We start from the raw sequence: 18,314 nt of genomic DNA on the forward strand, positions 1-18,314 counted from the left end.
ACACTCTTCAATGCTAGCGCAGAATTTCTCGATTTAGATCGGCGAATTTGCAGAATACCAAACCTCGATTCTGGGTATCCTTTCGCCATGGCATCGCAGAGCGGACGGTTGATTGGAATTCTCAACCTGGAGAGAGGAGTGCCAGCCGGCGCCTCGCTGCCACCGCGGCGCCCGGGCTCTTTATTGAATCCGTCTACCTTTAACTTTCCAGTTATTGCAGAAACTGTCGCAGGAGCTTGGGTTGAGAACGTCGTCCGCGGCGATCCGGGGCTTGAGCCGGCTTACGTCGCCGCGGCTCGACGGTTGGTCGAGCGCGGGGCCGTAGCGATAAGTTCCACCTGCGGGTTCTCGATCAGACACCAGCAAGCAGTAGCCGCGTCTGTGGATGTACCGGTAGCAATGTCGAGTTTGCTTCTTTTGCCGACGTTGCTCCGTCAAGTCCCCCCGGGCGCCAAGATCGGTATATTAACGTACGATTCGACGCATTGTGGCGAAGAGTTGCTCGGCGTCGATGATCCAGGCGAGCGGGCGAGGATTGTCATCGGCGGGATTGAAGGCGGTAAGTTCTGGCACGATGAGTTGAAGCGTCCACCGCCGCCGATCGATGTCACGTCAATCGAGACTGATGTTGGTGCACGGATCGAAAGTCTTCGCGACGCCTATCCTGAAATCGCGACCATCTTGTTCGAGTGCGCTGCATTCCCGATGGTAGCGGCAGCGATCCGCCGTAGGGTCAAGTTACCCGTCTACGATATCACCGATCTCTGCCGTCTGATGATCGCATCGGTTTCTTGAACCCTTTATTATACGGGACGACCGTTCACTGAATCTTTGCGAACAAGAGCACCGCTGTTTATCTTTAGTGAAGGTTTCAGCCCGCCTTTTCTTGAGGCCAGTTTAGAACCTCCCTGCCGTTCCAAAGCGGATCGGATACTCACTTCAGGTTTCCTCAATCGCTCTTCGGATGTACCCGAAAGCAAGCTCCTCACGGAGTACGCATACGACGAAGGCCGCCAGATTGACGCATGCGCGCGCGGGCCGGGTCGGCTATGATGGCGCTGCGTGAAGGTTAGGCAGCTTGCTAATCGTTGGGGTCGTCGGCTTGGCGCGGGAGCTTCCATTCCCAGGGCAGAAGTTCGTGCAGACGCGAAGCGGGAAGATCGGCGATCCGGGCGAGGACGTCGGAGAGCCAGGCTTTGGGATCGACATCGTTAAGACGACAGGTGGTGATCATCGTCAGCATGATGGCGGCGCGGTGAGCGCCGCGCAGGCTGCCGGCGAAGGTCCAATTGCGCCTTCCCAAGGCGATGCCGCGCAACGCTCTTTCGGCGGCGTTGTTGCTGAGGCAGATCCTGCCGTCGTCGAGAAGCGGGCAAAGTCGGCCCAGCGCCTGAGCATGTAATTCATGGGCTTCAGAACCTCGGAGGGGTTTCTCGCTCGCGCAGCAGCCAGGTGTGCATGTCGTCGAGCAGCGGCTTGCTTCTCTCCTGGCGCACGGCACGCCGCTCGTCGGCACTGCGGCCGTTGATGGCGCGCTTGATCTCAAACAGGGCGTCCAGACGCCGACCGCCACCAGCGCGATCGGGGAGACCGGTTTGCCCCTGTGGCCTTCCCGGGCATTCTTCTCGATGTCGGCCAGTTCGAAGAAGCCCCGCCGCGCATGGGCGAAGCAAAACGCCGGCGTAATCGCAGCATCTTCTTCTGCGGATCGAACAGCGGCTCGAAGCCATTGTAGCAATCGGCTTGCAGGATAGCGGCGAAGGCGGCCAGATGCTTCTGGGGATGCTCGCCTCGACGGTCGCTCGAGGCGTAACAGACCGCCGCCGGTGGCGCTGGCCCGGCGAAGGGCCGGTCATCCCGCACATATGTCCAGATCCGACCGGTCTTGCACTTGCCCTTCGCCAGGACGCGGATGGTGGTGTCGTCGCCATGCAGGCGCTCGGCAGCAAGCACATGGCGTTCGATCAAGTGGAAGAGCGGCATCACGGCGAAGGTCCCATGGCCGACCTGGTCGGCCAGCGTCGACAATGGCAGGTCGATCCCCTCGGCCTTAAAGCGCGCACTCTGCCGATTGAGCGGGATGTGCATGCCGAACTTGTCGAACAGAATCGTCGCCAGCAATTGTGGGCCGATGAAGCCGCGCGGCGTCGCGTGGAACGGCGCCGGCGGCTGGCTGATCTTCTCGCAATCGCGGCAGGTGAACTTCTCGCGCACTGTCTCGATGACCTTGAACCGGCGCGGGATCTCCTCCAGCGTCTCGGTTACATCCTCGCCCAGCTTCGCAAGGCGCGCCCCACCGCAACAGGCGCAGGTCGTTGGCGCCTCAATGACGACTCGCTCGCGTTCGATGTCGTCCGGCCAGGGCTTGCGCACCGGCCGCTTGCGCGTGAAGGCGCGCACGCTCTGGGTTTTCGCCGCGGCGGCCCGCGCGGCAAGCTCATCCTCGCTCGCCGTGGTGGCGAGTTCTTCGAGTTCCAATTCCAATTGTTCGATCAGACGCGCCGTGCGCTCGGAGCGCTGCCCGTACAGTTCGCGCTTGAGCTTCTCGATCCGCAGCTCGAGATACGCAATCAGCGCCGCGTTGTCCGACCGCCCGCGCACTGGCAGCCACCGCCTCGGCGAGCAGCCGCGCCTTACGCTCGGCCTGCAGCGCCGCCAGGGCACTCACAAGGTCCGATGGAAGTCCGTCCGGCTTCGATATCATGAAGCCATTGAATCAGATCAAGCAGCAGATTCAAACCCAAAACGGCTATCCGATCCGCGTCGGACGCTGGGCTTCTTGCGGGTTGCGCCAATCGATTCCGGACAACAGGTAGCTCATCTGCGCCGGAGAGATCGTCACTGCTTCGCCGGCAAGCGAAGGCCAGATGAACCGCCCTCTCTCCAGTCTTTTGGTAAACAGGCATGCTCCCTGGCCATCGTGCCAGATCACCTTCACAACATCGCTTCGGCGACCGCGGAAGACAAACAGATGACCGCTGAGCGGGTCCTTGCGCAGCACCTCCTGCGCCTGGAGTGCCAGCGTCGGAAAAGCCTCGGCGCATGTCCGTGTAGCCTGGCGCAAGCCACACGCGCGCGCCCGTCGGAACCGGAATCATCGGCGCACCAGAGCCTCGAGAACCCGACGCAGGGCGTCTCCATCAACGTCGCCATCGACCCGGATGCGGTGCCCGCTACCAAGGTCGATCTCGATGATGCCATGGCTCTTCCGTCGACGGGCCGCCGTCGTCGTCAATGGCGCTTCGGCCACCGCCCGCGGCGGCACAGACGACCCAATCTCGACCGGCACCAACGGCGCGCTATACTCGCTTCAGCGCGCTTGCAAAGCTCTTTGAGCCACCTGAACAGCTGGCTTACATGAAGGCCAGCCATGCGAGCCACCTCGGAAACGCAGGCTCCGGGCTCGAGCGATGCTGCAACAAGCCGTTCCTTCTCATCCTGCGACCACCGGCGCCGCCGCTCGACCGATGTGATCACCTCCGCCCTCGAAATCGTCATAGCGCTTCTCCTAGGATTACCCCTAGGACCTGCAGCGTTCGCGTCCGTCAAACAAGGCGGCTCAACGGAGGAATACCTCACGGATCTAATGATGATGTCGTTCCGCCTGCAAGATGGGGCATTTAGTTCGCGATCTTCGTCAATTAGCTAAGTGACTGCTTTGTCCTCACAGAACCGTGCATCCGGCTTTCCCGCACCCGGCGGACTTCGCCTTGCGGCTGCCCAGATGCATGCCGATAGACGGCAGCGCCATTCCAATCGCACGCGCTCACTCGACGCGGAAATAGACCATTTATACGCGCGAAGCACAGGCGGCCCTCGACCGTCGCATCCCGCGTCAAGACGATTAAGAGAGGGCTGTCGCCCCGGGCGCGCACATTCAGTTCGTGACATTGAGCGCCGCAGTTTGTCACAGGCTGCTCGAACCCAAGCTGTGACGCCGCGCTGCACCCCCGGCTGGTCTGAAGCCATTCGAAAGCGCGGCGAACCATATCAGGTCGGTGAAGCGCACACACCGTCAAATCCAGATGGTTTGTGAACCTTGCCGGAAACGACCTTCGGTCAATCGAATGTGGCCTGGAGACGATTGCAGCCGAGGTGAAGATCACTCGCCGGAATCGACCCTCATTAGCAGCTGCGTCGGATCGAACGAATAAAAGCGAGCCATCCGCGTGGGTGACGAGCCTATCATGTCCCCCACTCGCTAAGTAACCAGGAATTCGCTGCAAAAATGACGATCACATCGACTTTTCGAAGTGCAGCAGATGCGATCGCGAAGTGACGGTGGTCAGCGGATCCAATGGGGCCAGTGCGTCGATATGTTGGCGCGACGCTTAACGCGCAACGCCGCGCAGGCGTTTATGCTTCTTGCTGCAGTCATTAACCAGTTTTACGTCTCGGCTGCGCTTCCGTTCTCATGTCTGACGCCTGGCGCTACTAGTAAGTTCCCGACGACGCTCATGCAGCACATGCTGCCCACCTCTCAAGACAGACCCGATTCCTTTGTAAGTTCGTCCATTACCTGCTTGGTCGCCTGATATGCAAGATCAACTATTTCATCGATCTCTGCCTCGGACACAACGAGCGGTGGGGCAAAACCGAGTATGTCTCCGTGCGGCATCGCTCGCGCGATAAGTCCTAGATCACGGGCAGCCTTTGAAATGCGAGCACCTACTTTTAGCTCCGGATCAAATCTCCGTTTGGTCTGACGATCCGCGACGAATTCCACAGCGCCGAGCAAGCCCACGCCTCTGACTTCACCAACGATCTCGAGCTGCGCAAAACGCTCCTTAAGCCGTCTCTGCAAGTGCGCGCCGACGGTCTTGGCTCGGTCGCTTAGCGCCTCTTTCTCCACAATGTCGAGCACTGCATTTGCAGCTGCGGCCGCAATTGGATGGCCGGAATACGTATATCCATGCGAGAAAGCTCCAACGCGATCGGCTCCTTCTTCCATGACCTTGTACACTTTCTCACCGACGATGGCGGCAGAGAGTGGTACGTATCCGGAGGTCAGCCCCTTGGCCACAGTCACCAGATCTGGCTCGATCCCGTAGAGTGTGCTGCCGAAGTCGGCACCGGTTCGACCGAATCCACAGATGACCTCGTCAGCGATCAGAAGAATGTCGTAGCGACTGAGCACCGTTTGGATTTCTTGCCAGTACCCAGCAGGAGGCGGCGTAATACCGCCCGTGCCGAGCACCGGCTCTGCGATGAAGCCGCCGACTGTCTCTGGACCCTCTCGCAAGATTAGCTGTTCAAGCTCCGCTGCACGCCGGCGAGAAAAGGCCTCTTCCGTCTCGCCCGGCTCAGCACCCCAATAATGATGCGGCGTTCCCGTGTGCAGAATACCAGGGAAAGGAAGATCCATGTGAGCGTGGTAAAATGACATACCGGTCATCGAACCAGAAATAACCGAGCAACCATGGTAACCTCGCTCGCGCGAGATAATCTTCTTCTTCCTGGGCTGACCGCGTAGATTGTTGTAGTACCAGACGAGCTTTGCTTGCGTTTCGTTAGCGTCCGATCCGGACAGCCCATAGAACACCTTGCTTGGCTTGCCCGGTGCCATCCGCACGAGACGATCCGAAAGACTTGCCAACTCTTCCGTCGTGTGCGCCGCATACGTGTGGTAGTAAGCCAATTGATATGCCTGCCGCGCAATAGCTTCTGCGACTTCGGTCCGACCGTAACCGATGTTGACGCAGTACAGCCCCGCAAAGCCGTCGATGTAGTTTCGACCCTCGGCGTCGCTTATGCGAATACCTTTGCCGCCCGTAACGATCGTGGGATCACCCATCTTGCCGCTCGCGAAGTCCTTGAGCTGAGTGAAAGGATGCAGAACACTCGAGCGATCTCGTTCAGCGATGGCCTTGATATCAATCATGTCACTTCTCCTAACCTGCCAGATCGCCGAAACAGACGTACTTGAGTTCCATAAATTCGGCTAAGCCGTGTCGCGAGCCTTCTCGACCAAGGCCAGATTGCTTCCATCCGCCGAACGGAATAGGTGGCCCTGTGAATGAGGCTGTGTTGATGCCGACCATACCGCACTCGAGCCGCTCAGAAGCCCGAAGCGCCCGACGCAAGCTGTCGGTGTAGACGTACCCGGCTAAGCCCATTTCGCTAGCGTTGGCTCTAGCGATGACCTCTTCTTCGGTGTCAAACGGAAGGACTGCTGCGATTGGGCCAAATGTTTCCTCAGAAGCAATGAGCATATTCTCGGAAACTTCAGTGAGCAGTGTCGGAGGAACGAAGTTGGGGCCGGCAGTGGCGCCCTGATGGGCCAACACAACGGTGGCTCCCTTTTTCACGGCATCATCGACTTGGGCCCTGCACTTGTTAGCAACAGATAGCTTGGTCATAGGCCCGATATCTGTTGTCGGGTCCAGTCCATGACCGACTCGCAGTCGAGCCATTTCTGCAGCAAACGCTTCGACAAAGGCCCTATAGATTCCCTTTTGAACGTAGATGCGGTTCGCTGCCAGGCAGTCCTGCCCTGACGTCGCGAATTTAGCTGCCATCGCCCCCTTGACCGCCTTCTCGAGCTCCACGTCATCAAAGATGATAAACGGGGCATGCCCGCCTAATTCCATGGAGACCTTCTTCACCGTGTCCGCCGCCCCTTGAAGGAGATGGCGGCCAACCTCTGTAGAACCTGTGAACGACAGGGCCCGCACTCTCGCGTCGTGCAATAGAGGCGTCGACAGTTCGATTGGATCGCCTACCAGGACTTGAAACACGCCGGCAGGGAGTCCGGCCTGTTCGGCCAACCGGGCAATAGCGAGCGCAGAGAGCGGTGTCTCCGGAGCAGGCTTTACAATGATGGGGCAGCCAGCGGCGAGCGCGGCCCCGGCCTTTCGCGTAATCATCGCGACAGGGAAGTTCCAGGGCGTAATCGCAGCCGCAACACCAATTGGCTGCATTCGGACGTGAAGGAGACTGCCGGGCTTGTGACTTGGGATGGTCTCTCCGTACGCACGTTCTCCCTCCGCTGCGAACCACTCAAGAAACCCTGCACCGTACCGGATTTCATGATGCGCTTCCGCGAGGGGCTTACCCTGCTCGCTCGTGACGACGACAGCGAGATCTTCCGCATGCTCGAGGATTAAGCACGCCCAGGACCGAAGGATCGCCCCTCGTTGCGTAGGCAACAATCCCCGCCAAGCCGAGAAAGAGCCGTCAGCCGCCGCGATCGCGGTATTCATGTCAGCCGCGCTGCAACGCGCAACGTCTGCGATCTGTTCGCCGGTCGCCGGATCGACGACGCCATCTCTTAGGTGACCCGAAATCCACCGGCCGTCTAGCAGCGCAGCCCCTGCCACAAAATCTTTGCGCAAAGTCTGCAGGCGCTCCTTAGCAAGACCGATCAACTCGCGATTTTCCTGCCGAAGAGTTTGAAGGGCCATTTGCGGGTCCGACACCGTCAATTGTTGAAATTTGTTGTGCATTCAGGATACTGGTAATCTCAACAGATTTGCAGCGCATTTCTCCGATGCGCTAACGATTTCCTGCAATGGACACGCGTTCGGAGACGGAATGCACCTGAGGGCTGGAGCTTAAGCATGCGATACGACCGGATAGACGCGCGCATCCTCGAGATTGTGCAGAAGAACAACCGTTTGACGTCCGAGGTGATCGGCGAGATGGCTGGGCTTTCTGCTACCGCGTGTCAACGGAGGTTAAAGCGACTTCGCTCTGAAGGAATCATCGAGGCCGATGTTTCGATCGTCTCGGCGAGGGCGGTCGGACGACCGATCCAGATGCTCGTCCTAGTGAGCCTGGAGCGCGAGCGTTCAGACATCATCGACAGGTTCAAGAAAGCTATCAAGTCGTCAGCTGAAGTGGTCAACGGCTTCTATGTGACCGGCGATGCTGACTTTGTTCTCTACCTTACCGCCCGGAGCATGGAGGAATATGAGCAGTTCACTCGACGGTTCTTCTATGAGAACCCCGACATCAAGGGTTTTAAGACAATGGTTATAATGGACCGGGTAAAAACCGGTTTCGCCGTTCCGATCGAGATGCCGGATGAAGACTGAGCTGCCCCTCGCAGCCGTGCCATGCCCGCATTTTTTCCTCACGCATTCGCATACAATGCCCAAAAACCCCAGCGGTGAGCCGCTAGTTTCGGCGCTGTCAAGGTCTTGGCTGAAGTATGATTTCAGACCGAAATTACAGCTATACCGATAGGACGTTTCAAGCGCTGGGCTTGATACTTCCGCTCTGGCGAGACGATGCAAACTGAAAGAACGCGGTGGAGATTTAACTGCGGTACGGTAGGCGAGCTAGTGTGGCTTCGCTCGAACGTCCCGCTCTACTGTCCGCATGTTCGATCATCACAGCATGCGACATCGAGATCGCTGAGATCAGAACATCTCCGAGCTGACGCTAAGAGCTGGGCGGGGAGTCTGACTGAAATCTGCTTGCTTTCCACGACCTCAAATAAATTGACATGGCAACTGGCCTGGTGCCTGTCCCATTTGCAACGATTCGGTGCGTCTTGCGCGCAATGTCCCAAGGACCCGCTTTCGAAGCGATCTCAGGACCGTCTTGTTGCGTCGAAGCTTGTTGCATTTGACCTGCCCATATTAGGTAAGTCGTTTCCAGCGCCGAATTTATCTGAGCTTAGAATGGCCCTCATCCGACCGGTCCCGGACGCGCAGCAGGCACGAGATGACTGATTCGCGGAACTCGCGCATCTTCCACGCCGACGGGATCACCGCACCGCTCCAGCATGTCACATTTCGGCGCATCTGGATGGCGAGCGTACTCGCCAATCTCGGCGCTCTAATTCGGAGTGTTGGAGCGGCTTGGGCGATGACGCAGATGACCTCGTCGGCAGATAAAGTGGCGCTGGTGCAGACCGCTCTATTGCTACCAGTCATGCTGATATCGATGCCTGCCGGCGCAATCGCCGATATGTACGACCGTCGCGTGGTAGCCCTCATCTCCGTTGCAATTTCGTTCGCTGGCGCGACCGCGCTGACGACGCTGGCGTGGGTCGGCCTAGTCACGCCAAACATGTTGCTGGCTCTGTGTTTCGTCGTCGGCAGCGGAATGGCGCTGATGGATCCAGCTTGGCAGTCCTCGGTCAGTGAGCAAGTTCCTCTAAAAACGCTCCCCGCGGCCATCGCGCTGAACAGTATCAGTTACAATATTGCTCGCAGCGTGGGCCCTGCGATCGGCGGTATCCTCGTTGCCATCGCTGGCGCGGCCGCTTCGTTCGCCGTCAATGCGCTGCTCTATCTGCCGCTGATGTTGGCGCTATTTCTGTGGAAGCGCATCCCTGAACCCTCGCATCTGCCGCCTGAGACGCTGAATCGCGCTATAGTTACCGGGATCCGCTACATCGTTAACTCGCCCTCTATCAAGGTCGTGCTCGGTCGCACCATGGTGACGGGCGTGATCGGCGGAGGGATCGTCGCGCTTATGCCTCTCGTCGCTCGCGATCTGCTGCAAGGTGGCGCACAGACTTATGGGACGATGCTCAGTGCCTTCGGTCTAGGCGCTGTGATCGGCGCGCTCAATATTACCCAGGTGCGTAAACGCCTGAGCGGCGAAGCGGCAATCCGTGCCTGTGCGCTTTCGTTGGGCGGCGCGATCACCGCGGTCGCGCTGAGCCGCGAGCCGATATTAACGGCCATTGCGCTGTTCCTCGCGGGAGCTGTGTGGATGATCGCATGGGCATTGTTCAACATTGGGGTCCAGCTATCGGCGCCGCGCTGGGTCGCGGGGCGCGCGCTTGCAGCCTATCAGGCGGCGGGATCGGGTGGGATTGCTGTTGGCAGTTGGGTGTGGGGCTCTCTTGCTGATGCCACTGGTGTACAGACCACCCTCCTGATGTCGGCCGGTCTAATGTTCGCCTCCCCGCTCTTGGGGTTCTGGCTACGAATGCCACGCGTAAGTACTCGTGAGGAAGATGCCGAGATGTTGGCCGATCCCGAGGTGCGTGTTGCACTTTCTGCACGCAGTGGGCCGCTTGTGGTCGAAATCGAATATCGTATCGCCTCGGAGGATGCGCGCGCGTTTCACAATGTGATGCAGGATGTACAGCTGTTTCGCCAGCGCAGCGGTGCTTATGGGTGGTCCATCGCGCGCGACGTCTCCGATCCCGAGCTTTGGACCGAGCGTTATCACTGCCCGACCTGGCTTGATTATCTGCGGCAGCGCAATCGCTCGACCAAGTCAGAGCGCGCCCTGGATGAAACGGCGGCGGCTTTTCACATTGGTCCTCACCCCATGCGGGTTCGCCGCATGCTCGAGCGTCCGTTCGGATCGGACCGCCGGAGGGAAGATGAACGTGAACGGGCCGCGAAGGACGTCATGCCGCGCTCAGGAACTGCTTGGAGCTGAGAAGCAAGGGATGCCTGAGCCCAACGCAGACAGGCCGCACGACAGCGCCGCGTTTGCGCAAAGGCGCCCGTAGCTAGACGCCTGCATCCGAGTCCGATGTCCAGTGTGGGTTCAGTTGGCGCCACCGGTCCAGATAGTTACGACTATTCATTGGAGTGGCCGCGCAACTTCGCTTGATCCGCGTGCGTCAAAAGGATCTCCTTACCGTTGGCAACTCGGTCGTTGCGCTTGATGAATTTCGGTCTGGCGGGCTCGGAGCTCGAGCAGGGAAAATTGCGCTCGAACCATATGATCACTGACCAGCAACATCCATTCGTTGTCCGTAGAGCCGGGCGCTGCTGGCCATTATGTCGCCTGAGATCGCGGAAGTTGTGGCTCTGGATGAACGGGTCGGTTTGCTCGGCAATCTGGCGGATGATCTCTTCCCTGCCGGCCAGGCGTTCTTGACGGGCGCGTCTGTTGCGCATGCCAATCTAGTTTGTCTGCCGTGCCCCGGCATCGGTCGGGTAAAGAGGCCGAAGGCTCGCTGGTCGTCCGGTGCCTGCAGCCCCTGATCACCTTCGTGCCGCCGTCGCCGAGCGTTTGCGTCGACGAACGCCCGCGAGCACACGCGTGAGGTCAACGAGTTGATGACTAAACGTGGCAAGGCGACAACGGATGATTCCGGAGCTCACGGTTGACGGCCTCGACGAAAAACGGGCCACCCCCGAAGGAGTGGCCCGCCAAGTCAGGGAGGAAATGCCCCCATGGGAGGCCTCGGGGATCAGGCCGCAGCCTGATCGATCGGTGAGTATGGCAGGCCGAGACTCTCGGCCACGGCCTTGTAAGTTAGACGGCCACGATAGACATTGAGGCCCGCTCGCAGATGCTGGTTCTCGAGCACGGCTGCAAATCCCTTGTTGGCGAGAGCCAGTCCAAAGGGCAGCGTGGCGTTATTCAGAGCCTGGCTCGATGTGAGCGGGACAGCCCCGGGCATATTGGCGACGCAGTAGTGAATGACCCCATCTACCTCAAAGGTTGGATCGGCGTGTGTGGTCGGACGAGATGTTTCGAAGCACCCGCCTTGATCGATCGCGACGTCAACAATCACCGAGCCCTTTCGCATCGAGCTCAACATGCTGCGGCTAACCAGCTTCGGCGCGCTCGCTCCAGGAACGAGCACGGCCCCGATTACCACGTCAGCGGCAAAGACCTCTTCCTCGACGGCATCTATGGTCGAGAACCTGGTACGCGCCCGCCCTTCGAAAAGTTCATCAAGTTCACGAAGCCGGGGAATCGACCTATCAAGGATTGTAACCTCGGCTCCCAAGCCAACCGCCATTCGAGCTGCGTGGGTACCGACAACACCGCCTCCGATCACCACGATGCGCGCCGCCTGAACACCAGGCACACCGCCGATCAACAGCCCGCGACCGCCTGCATACCGCTTCAGCGCCGCACCGGCTGCCTCAATCGAAAGCCTACCGGCAACCTCACTCATGGGAGCAAGCAATGGAAGTCCGCCATATGCATCAGTGACCGTTTCGTAGGCGATTGCGGTACATCCAGATTTCAAGAGGCCCTTCGCTTGCTCAGGGTCCGGCGCCAAGTGGAGATAGGTGAACAGAATCTGACTCTCTCGCAGCTGGGTCCATTCGGTAGGCTGGGGCTCCTTGACCTTCACGATCAATTCGCTCGACCCAAATACCTCGCGAGCGGAGCCAAGGATTGTTGCACCAGCCTTGCGATAGGTTTCGTCTGTCGCACCAATGCCAGCCCCTGCATTCGTCTCAATCGCTACGCTATGACCGGCAGCAACATACTCGCGGACGGCTCCAGGCGTCAGACCCACGCGATATTCGTGAGTCTTGATTTCCTTGGGAACACCGACCTTCATTTGCAATCTCCTCGTTTGGATAACTCTTTGTAGTCGGAACAGCCGTATTAACCTGCAGCGGACATCAGGAAGTGGCGCAAAAATTCATCGATTTTTTGCTCGTTAGCGCAGAAATCCAGAGCACCCGGCTAGGTGAGCCTCACGCCTCTCAAAAAAATCGGCCTGTGCCGCCCATGGAGAGTAAGCGCTTCGCGGGACCCTTATTGGGGCTGGCTTGACGATTTACGGCATCGCGAGGGCAGTAGGTCTTCGATCCTGCTATGCGGATGGCCGTCGATGATGGCCTCGGGTGTTGCGGCGATGTAGGCAGCCGGGTTGACGTCGTTTGAGCTCGCAGGTGGCAACGATCGACGCGAGCAAACTCCGGATTTCTGCCCCGATTTCATGGCCGGCGAAGAGCGCATTTTTCCTGGTCAAGCAAACTGGCCGGATGGCGTTCTCGACCGGGTTGGCGTCGAGTTCGAGGCGCCCGTCTTCGAGGAATCGGGTCAGCCCCTGCCAGTGGTTCAGCGCATAGCGAATGTCTTCGGCAAGTGTCGAGACGTTGAAGATCATCGACAGCTGCTTCTCGAACCACATTTTCAAGGCGGCGACGAGAGCCAACGAATGCTCATTGCGTGCGGCCAGCAGGATGTCCTGCGATGAACCGCGTACCATGGCTTCGATGGCGTACAGCTGTGCGATGTGCCGAGGCACCGCCGATCCGGCAGAGATCAATGCGAGGTTCTTTGAAAGTCTCTCTTGCGCCGATGCTCAGGAAGGGCTGAAGGCTTGGTCCGAGCGCCGCCTTCCCGGATTCGCGGCCGTATGAAATCTTGCACGCTCTTGCCGCCGAGAGGGCCCCGGGGCGGTGATTCCCGGATCCAATTTCGCGTTATCTAGGAGGACGCATGGCTACTGAGTTGCGGCGTGACGATCAGATCGCAAGTGCCGTACAAACCTCCAACTTGGAACGCAAAGAACGCAGCAATCCGGCGATCTTCGGCGCCCTCTTGCAGGATTTCAAACAGACGACGGAGTTCGCGGACTTGGTCGCGATGATATCACAACTGAGCGCGAGGACTCGGCTGACCCGATACGCCTCAACCACTCGATGCAGTGGCTCGCGATCGAGATCGATCAAAGCCGGAATAGATGGGCTTCTTCCTTGTTTTGCCCCATTCGCAGTGATGCTCGATCTGTAATGCGAGTAGCGCTTGCGAGGGAGGCCCGCGGGTTCATCAACGATGGATCGGGTTTTTCAAAGATTTGCAGAGCAATTGACCGAAAGCACGCATCCAGACGCAGCTCAGCAGAGCATGGCCGAGGTCGCCGCTGCGCTCAGACTGTCGTGCTTCGCATATCTCGCTCTTCCCCGTAGGCCGGGCAGTGCTCCCAACCTGATCTCGACATATCCACCCTCCTGGACCGCCATTTATCTGCAGCGCGGCTACGAATCCGTCGATCCAGTGGTACGTCGGGCAAGGCGTCAGCTTAAGCCCTTCCGATGGGGGCTTGGATTTGAAACGCAAAATCGGTCGGAGTCAGAACGCGCTCTGTTCGAAGAAGCCGCCAAATTTGGGATTCGCTGCGGATTTACATTCCCTATCCACGATGACAAGGGCGCAATCGCCGCGCTGAGCTTTGCAAGCGACGAGCGTCGATCTGGTTTCGAACGCTCGCTGGTCGAGCACGCCCAGAGCCTGCGGCTCATCGCAGCGTTTTTCCATGCACATGCAAAACGCTTCTGGACGATTGACCGCATGGTCGGTGGGGTGATGCTGTCTCCTCGCGAGTACCAGTGTCTCGAATGGTCCGCGCGCGGCAAATCAGCTGGGGAGATCGGGATCATTCTTGGCATCAAAGAGCGAACCGCGGGATATCACCTGGATAACGCGCGCGCGAAGCTCGGCGTCAGCTCGCTTCGTCAAGCGATCGTGCTGTTGACCGAATCAAAATCTCGAACATAGATCAACCACAGGCTGCAAGCACCTGTGCAACTCCACAGGATGTGCTCTCCTGCCTTCTCTGCTTGCTTGCCTGAAGCAAGGCAAGGAGGCAAGAATGATGCAGCTCATCACGCCGGAGTACTACGGCGAATTCGTCGACGATCTCACCGAGATGCACCGGCTGCGTTATCGCGTTTTCAAACAGCGCCTGGACTGGAACGTCGAGGTCAGTGGCGAGATGGAAGTCGACGAGTTTGATGTCCTTCGACCCGTGCACCTCCTGAACCGCTCGAACGCTGGACGTCTTCAGGGTTGCGTACGACTTCTGCCGTCGACCGGCCCAACCATGCTGAGAGACACCTTCCCGATCCTTCTGAAAGGGCAGCCGGCGCCACGAAGCGACGGGATTTGGGAGAGCAGTCGCTTCGCCCTCGATGTTCCTCCTGATGCGCCGAAGGCAAGTGGTGGACTTGCTGCCGCGACTTACGAGCTGTTTGCGGGCATGATTGAATTCGGCCTTTCGCTTCAACTGACCGAAATCGTTACCGTCACTGACGCCCGGATGGAACGCATTCTTCGGCGCGCGGGCTGGCCGCTCCGCAAAATCGGAGAAGCTCGTCCTCTCGGAAACACCACGGCCATTGCTGGATACCTGGAGGTCTCGCCCGAAGCGTTGCATCGCATCCGCAAAGCGGGACACATCTCAGGTCCGGTGCTCTGGGCTCCAGTCATCCAAGCGGCCGCCTAGGATCTGGAAGCAAGTACAATCCGGGGCATCGCTGCGCATTGGACCGGAAAGCCATCTGCTTAAGACTTACGATGCACAAACCACGTCGATCAACACCTTCCCTTCAAGCCAGCAAGGCAATCGAACTGAAACACCTGCAATCGGCCGTTGCTGCGGCTGATTGTGGCAGCCTCCGTCAAGCGGCGGAATTGCTGAGAACCCAACAATCGAGTCTCAGCCGAAGAATCAGCGAGATCGAATATCACCTGGGAATTGCGATTTTTGAGCGCTTCAGCGGTGGTGTGCGCCCGACGCAAGCAGGCCGCAGTGTTCTTCGCCTGGCAAGGACAATTCTGGAGGAGTTCGATGCTCTCATCGCGACCGCGAGGGCTGTACGCAACAGCGAGGCTGGCCGGCTGAGTGTCGGGCTCTGCACCTCACTTTCCATTGGCAACCTGCAGACGTCCTTGCTGGATTTCAAGCAGCGATTCCCGCAAATCGAGCTTGTGACGATCGAGAAATCACGAACACGACTAGCGACGGCACTTCGCAACGGCGTTCTCGATATCCTGATCGTCACAGGGAACCTGCCGTTAGTCAATAACCGAGTGATGCCGCTGTGGAGCGAACGTGTTCTGGTCGCCTTACCCCATGATCATCCCCTCGCCGCGCGCGACACGGTCTATTGGACTGACCTGCGCGGCGAGACGGTCCTGATGAGCCACTACGATCCGGGAAAAGAGTTTGAAGATCTTCTGTTTTCCAAGCTCGTGTCGCCTGAGGACCGTCCTAAACTCGAGCGCCACGACGTCAGCCGCGGTATCATCAAGAGCCTGATCAGGATGAACACAGGAATCAGCCTGGTGCTGGAATCCGACATGGGCATCAACTATGCGGGCCTCGTCTACCGCGAATTGCGCGATGGAGCCGGTCCGAGCCGATTCGACTTTTCGGCATACTGGAGAGACGACAACGAAAATCCTGCGTTGGCTGCTTTCTTGAACTTGCTTTCTGAGCGCTATCCTTTCGGATGTTGACGGGCCCGCCGAGCCTTCCGAAAACTTCTGTCCGCTGCCATGAACCGTGCCAACATGGGAGCGATAAGCTTGGCCGGCTCCCCGATCGGCTGTCCACTCTCTTGTGCAAGGATTTCTGAATATGCCACGAGATCCCTGTGGACGCTCGCCGGGAGTTCATGCGCAATTTTGATCGGCTTATCGTCTTCGATCGCTCCAAGTTTAAGCTTTGTCATGTCCTCACCCTCTGTACGGTTCGAGCACCAGGTCACGGTTGACGATCACCCGCACCGGAAATCCCGGACGAATCGTCAAGGTCGGCTGGATGTTGAGATTGCGGCGGACCACCTGCTGGCCCGTCTGGTTCATCGAGTTCCCCGCCCCGCGGCGGAGCGCAGCGATGAGGTCGCTGTTGGTGCTATTCGTATCCGATCCGGAATTCACCTCCGTGCCGACGGCGAGCAGCGTCGAAAGGGCCGCGGCCCCCAACAGCTCCTTCCAATGGTTGTCGACCTCATCCTCAAGCCCAGAGTAGCCCGCGACATCTGCGCCCGGCTGCCGCTCCAGGATGATCGACCGCCCATTTGGCATGATGAGGCGCGTCCATACCAGGAGTACGCGCGATTGGCCAAATGCGACTTGGCTATCATACGTCCCGATCAACCGGGCTCCTTGCGGGATAAGGCGAGCTCGCCCGGTAGGGGAATCGAATACCGGTTCTGTGACTTGGGCCGTGATTTGCCCAGGCAGGTCGGACCGAATCCCCGTGATGAGAGCAGCCGGAATGACCGTTCCCGCCTGGACCACAAAGGGAGAGACCGGTCTTGCCAGGCGATCGGGACTGGTGGTTCGACGGTCAACGGAAGCACTGACGAACGCAAGTTTTCGATCCTGCCCATTCTGGGCGAATGCTTCGTCGGATGATGGCGCTGCATTTGATGGGGCTTCACTTGGCGATGAGACAGGGGCCTGTGCGCGGACGTTCGTGCTGGCAAACACCTTGCTGGTGCGTGCCGCCTCGCTCTCCTGATTGGCGCGCTGCTGTTCAGCGTCAACACCAAGCGGGCTGGACGTTGAAGAGCCCTGTGCTGCAACGATCGGCCGGCCAAGATCGCCGGGTAAAGGTGGTCCAAGACGCGGCACCTCCTTCGGGATCTCAGCATAATCCTTCGGCAAGGTTGCAAGCTGATCGGCAACATTGTGGTGGTCGGTCGCGTAAAGCTCCTCGGTGGCCGGTGTGCGTGATCGCTTCTCCTGGAGAGCCCAGAAGACCGCACCAGAGATGAGCACCAACAAAAGGGCGCTGCCACCCGCAAGCACCTTGCGCGATAGACGCGTAACTTGCGGCCGATCCGGCCGGAGCCGAAGGGTTTCGGCGATATTTTCCGGCGGCTTAACCCGAGGAGCGTCCTTGGGTGTGTCATTCGGCTGGCCAGTCTCTGTCACAGCGACCTCCCGTCGGTTCGGACGATCCTGACCTTCTGCTGGTGCTCCTCGCCCAGCCTCAGTTCCGCCGCCGCGAACAGCCGGTCGACGATCAGCACATTGCCGTAAGCGCGATAGTTGACGAGCTCGGTCTTGCCATCAGGCCCGATCAAGAAGAGCGGCGGCATCTCGCCCTGGCCGATGCCGGGCGAAAACTCGACGTAGACCTTGCGGCCGTCGTCATAGGCATTGACAGGACGCCAGGGCGGGCTGTCTCCCTCGATGACGTAGCGGTAACGGCGCTGCGCCTGATCCGGGATAACGGGTGTGGGCGGCAGAGCTGGACCACGCGCGGTCCGGTCCTCCGGATAGAACCACGCGACCTGTGGCATGTAGGGCCTTTCGCGGGAGCGGAGCTCGACCAGGTAAGTACGCCGATCCGTGTTGACGACGAGATTGGTCTCGATCGCCGGTCGTGTCGGCTTCACCATGATGTGCACGCGTCGCGTGTCGCCACTGCCGCTTTCGGTGTCACCGACCACCCAGCGCACGGTATCACCCGCGGCAACTGGTCCCGACCCGATTAGCTGCTCGCCGGGCTCCAAGGCGATGTCGGTGATCTGCCCCGGCGCGGCATAGATCTGATAGAGAGCGCCCGGACTGTACGAAAACACCTGCACCGCATTGAAGTAGCCGGCCTTTCGCGGCTGCACACGTGCGGCGTCATTCGCGGTTTCAATCCGCTCGACGGGCTCTTTGGCTTCCGCGTTCTTGCCGCCGCGCGCCGCCTTCCAGGCCGGTGGAACATGCAGCGGCCGCGGCCGATCGTCGGCAAGCGCCGGCAGATCTGGAGCCGGCGGGACATCGCTATCGTAACTGATTTGCGGCGGCTTGAACGTGGTGCAACCGCCAAGGGTGGACACACCAATAACAAGAGCCAGAGCCAGGCTCGGGCGGACCCTCTGTGACGCAATAACGAAACCTGACGGCAT

Annotated in this window: 20 protein-coding genes; 7 read left to right on the plus strand and 13 right to left on the minus strand. The window is 59.3% G+C overall.

What is annotated here, in order from left to right; all coding sequences use genetic code 11:
• Positions 1-399: 399 nt before the first annotated feature.
• Entirely contained in the window at positions 400-795 is a 396-nt protein-coding gene (locus AC0L21_RS28535) for an aspartate/glutamate racemase family protein (RefSeq protein WP_473265001.1), read from the plus strand.
• 286 nt (positions 796-1,081) lie between these two features.
• Here the strand turns inward: AC0L21_RS28535 and AC0L21_RS28540 are convergent, their stop codons facing one another.
• The 7 genes from AC0L21_RS28540 to AC0L21_RS28570 form a co-directional block, all read right to left on the minus strand.
• Complete coding sequence (locus AC0L21_RS28540; RefSeq protein ID WP_473265047.1) at positions 1,082-1,387, minus strand: transposase domain-containing protein; 306 nt, start codon at positions 1,385-1,387, stop codon at positions 1,082-1,084.
• Positions 1,388-1,412: 25 nt separating this feature from the next.
• The gene (locus AC0L21_RS28545; protein ID WP_473265048.1) at positions 1,413-1,559 is read right to left on the minus strand and encodes an IS66 family transposase; all 147 of its coding nucleotides are present in this window, start codon (positions 1,557-1,559) and stop codon (positions 1,413-1,415) included.
• A complete protein-coding gene (tnpC, locus tag AC0L21_RS28550) occupies positions 1,543-2,664 on the minus strand; it encodes an IS66 family transposase (RefSeq protein WP_473265002.1) in 1,122 nt (373 codons plus the stop codon). The genes AC0L21_RS28545 and tnpC overlap by 17 nt, the downstream gene beginning before the upstream one ends.
• A gap of 85 nt (positions 2,665-2,749) precedes the next feature.
• Positions 2,750-3,001: an IS66 family insertion sequence element accessory protein TnpB gene (gene tnpB, locus AC0L21_RS28555; protein WP_473265003.1), complete on the minus strand. Its 252-nt coding sequence runs from the start codon at positions 2,999-3,001 to the stop codon at positions 2,750-2,752.
• A gap of 230 nt (positions 3,002-3,231) precedes the next feature.
• Positions 3,232-3,498, minus strand: a complete 267-nt coding sequence (locus AC0L21_RS28560) for a transposase (RefSeq protein WP_473265004.1) — start codon at positions 3,496-3,498, stop codon at positions 3,232-3,234.
• A gap of 982 nt (positions 3,499-4,480) precedes the next feature.
• On the minus strand, positions 4,481-5,881 hold the full coding sequence (locus AC0L21_RS28565) for an aminotransferase (protein WP_473265005.1): 1,401 nt from the start codon (positions 5,879-5,881) through the stop codon (positions 4,481-4,483).
• Positions 5,882-5,891: 10 nt separating this feature from the next.
• A complete protein-coding gene (locus AC0L21_RS28570; protein ID WP_473265049.1) occupies positions 5,892-7,367 on the minus strand; it encodes an NAD-dependent succinate-semialdehyde dehydrogenase in 1,476 nt (491 codons plus the stop codon).
• A 192-nt stretch (positions 7,368-7,559) separates the two neighbouring features.
• On the opposite strand from AC0L21_RS28570, the gene AC0L21_RS28575 reads away from it, so the two are divergent.
• Together AC0L21_RS28575 and AC0L21_RS28580 are read left to right on the plus strand one after the other, a co-directional pair.
• A complete protein-coding gene (locus tag AC0L21_RS28575) occupies positions 7,560-8,036 on the plus strand; it encodes an Lrp/AsnC family transcriptional regulator (protein ID WP_231144083.1) in 477 nt (158 codons plus the stop codon).
• A gap of 634 nt (positions 8,037-8,670) precedes the next feature.
• Positions 8,671-10,350: an MFS transporter gene (locus AC0L21_RS28580; RefSeq protein ID WP_473265006.1), complete on the plus strand. Its 1,680-nt coding sequence runs from the start codon at positions 8,671-8,673 to the stop codon at positions 10,348-10,350.
• A gap of 143 nt (positions 10,351-10,493) precedes the next feature.
• On the opposite strand, the gene AC0L21_RS28585 is transcribed toward AC0L21_RS28580, so the two are convergent.
• The 3 genes from AC0L21_RS28585 to AC0L21_RS28595 all read right to left on the minus strand — a co-directional run bounded on the left by AC0L21_RS28585 (position 10,494) and on the right by AC0L21_RS28595 (position 12,943).
• Entirely contained in the window at positions 10,494-10,817 is a 324-nt protein-coding gene (locus AC0L21_RS28585) for a hypothetical protein (protein WP_473265007.1), read from the minus strand.
• A 296-nt stretch (positions 10,818-11,113) separates the two neighbouring features.
• Positions 11,114-12,226 carry an alanine dehydrogenase gene (gene ald / locus AC0L21_RS28590; RefSeq protein ID WP_473265008.1) on the minus strand — a complete coding sequence of 371 codons (1,113 nt, stop codon included), beginning with the start codon at positions 12,224-12,226 and terminating at the stop codon, positions 11,114-11,116.
• A gap of 258 nt (positions 12,227-12,484) precedes the next feature.
• The gene (locus AC0L21_RS28595) at positions 12,485-12,943 is read right to left on the minus strand and encodes an IS66 family transposase (protein ID WP_473265009.1); all 459 of its coding nucleotides are present in this window, start codon (positions 12,941-12,943) and stop codon (positions 12,485-12,487) included.
• A 173-nt stretch (positions 12,944-13,116) separates the two neighbouring features.
• Between AC0L21_RS28595 and AC0L21_RS28600 the strand changes: the two genes are divergently transcribed.
• From AC0L21_RS28600 to AC0L21_RS28615, 4 genes are all read left to right on the plus strand, one after another.
• Complete coding sequence (locus tag AC0L21_RS28600) at positions 13,117-13,410, plus strand: hypothetical protein (RefSeq protein ID WP_473265010.1); 294 nt, start codon at positions 13,117-13,119, stop codon at positions 13,408-13,410.
• 42 nt (positions 13,411-13,452) lie between these two features.
• Complete coding sequence (locus AC0L21_RS28605; RefSeq protein WP_473265011.1) at positions 13,453-14,175, plus strand: helix-turn-helix transcriptional regulator; 723 nt, start codon at positions 13,453-13,455, stop codon at positions 14,173-14,175.
• A 94-nt stretch (positions 14,176-14,269) separates the two neighbouring features.
• Positions 14,270-14,902, plus strand: coding sequence for an acyl-homoserine-lactone synthase (locus AC0L21_RS28610; RefSeq protein ID WP_473265012.1), 633 nt, complete (start codon positions 14,270-14,272; stop codon positions 14,900-14,902).
• 71 nt (positions 14,903-14,973) lie between these two features.
• Positions 14,974-15,918 (plus strand): LysR family transcriptional regulator, encoded by a 945-nt coding sequence (locus AC0L21_RS28615; protein ID WP_473265013.1) that lies wholly within the window; start codon positions 14,974-14,976, stop codon positions 15,916-15,918.
• Here AC0L21_RS28615 and AC0L21_RS28620 read toward each other — a convergent pair.
• The 3 genes from AC0L21_RS28620 to trbG are packed head-to-tail and all read right to left on the minus strand — an operon-like array spanning position 15,900 to position 18,314.
• Complete coding sequence (locus AC0L21_RS28620) at positions 15,900-16,133, minus strand: DUF2274 domain-containing protein (RefSeq protein ID WP_473265014.1); 234 nt, start codon at positions 16,131-16,133, stop codon at positions 15,900-15,902. The genes AC0L21_RS28615 and AC0L21_RS28620 overlap by 19 nt on opposite strands.
• 4 nt (positions 16,134-16,137) lie before the next feature.
• Positions 16,138-17,343, minus strand: coding sequence for a TraB/TrbI/VirB10 family type IV secretion system protein (locus AC0L21_RS28625; protein WP_473265015.1), 1,206 nt, complete (start codon positions 17,341-17,343; stop codon positions 16,138-16,140).
• Positions 17,340-18,314, minus strand: coding sequence for a P-type conjugative transfer protein TrbG (trbG, locus tag AC0L21_RS28630; RefSeq protein WP_473265016.1), 975 nt, complete (start codon positions 18,312-18,314; stop codon positions 17,340-17,342). Before trbG ends, AC0L21_RS28625 begins: the two co-directional genes overlap by 4 nt.

The organism is Bradyrhizobium sp. WSM4873 (genome assembly GCF_055811355.1).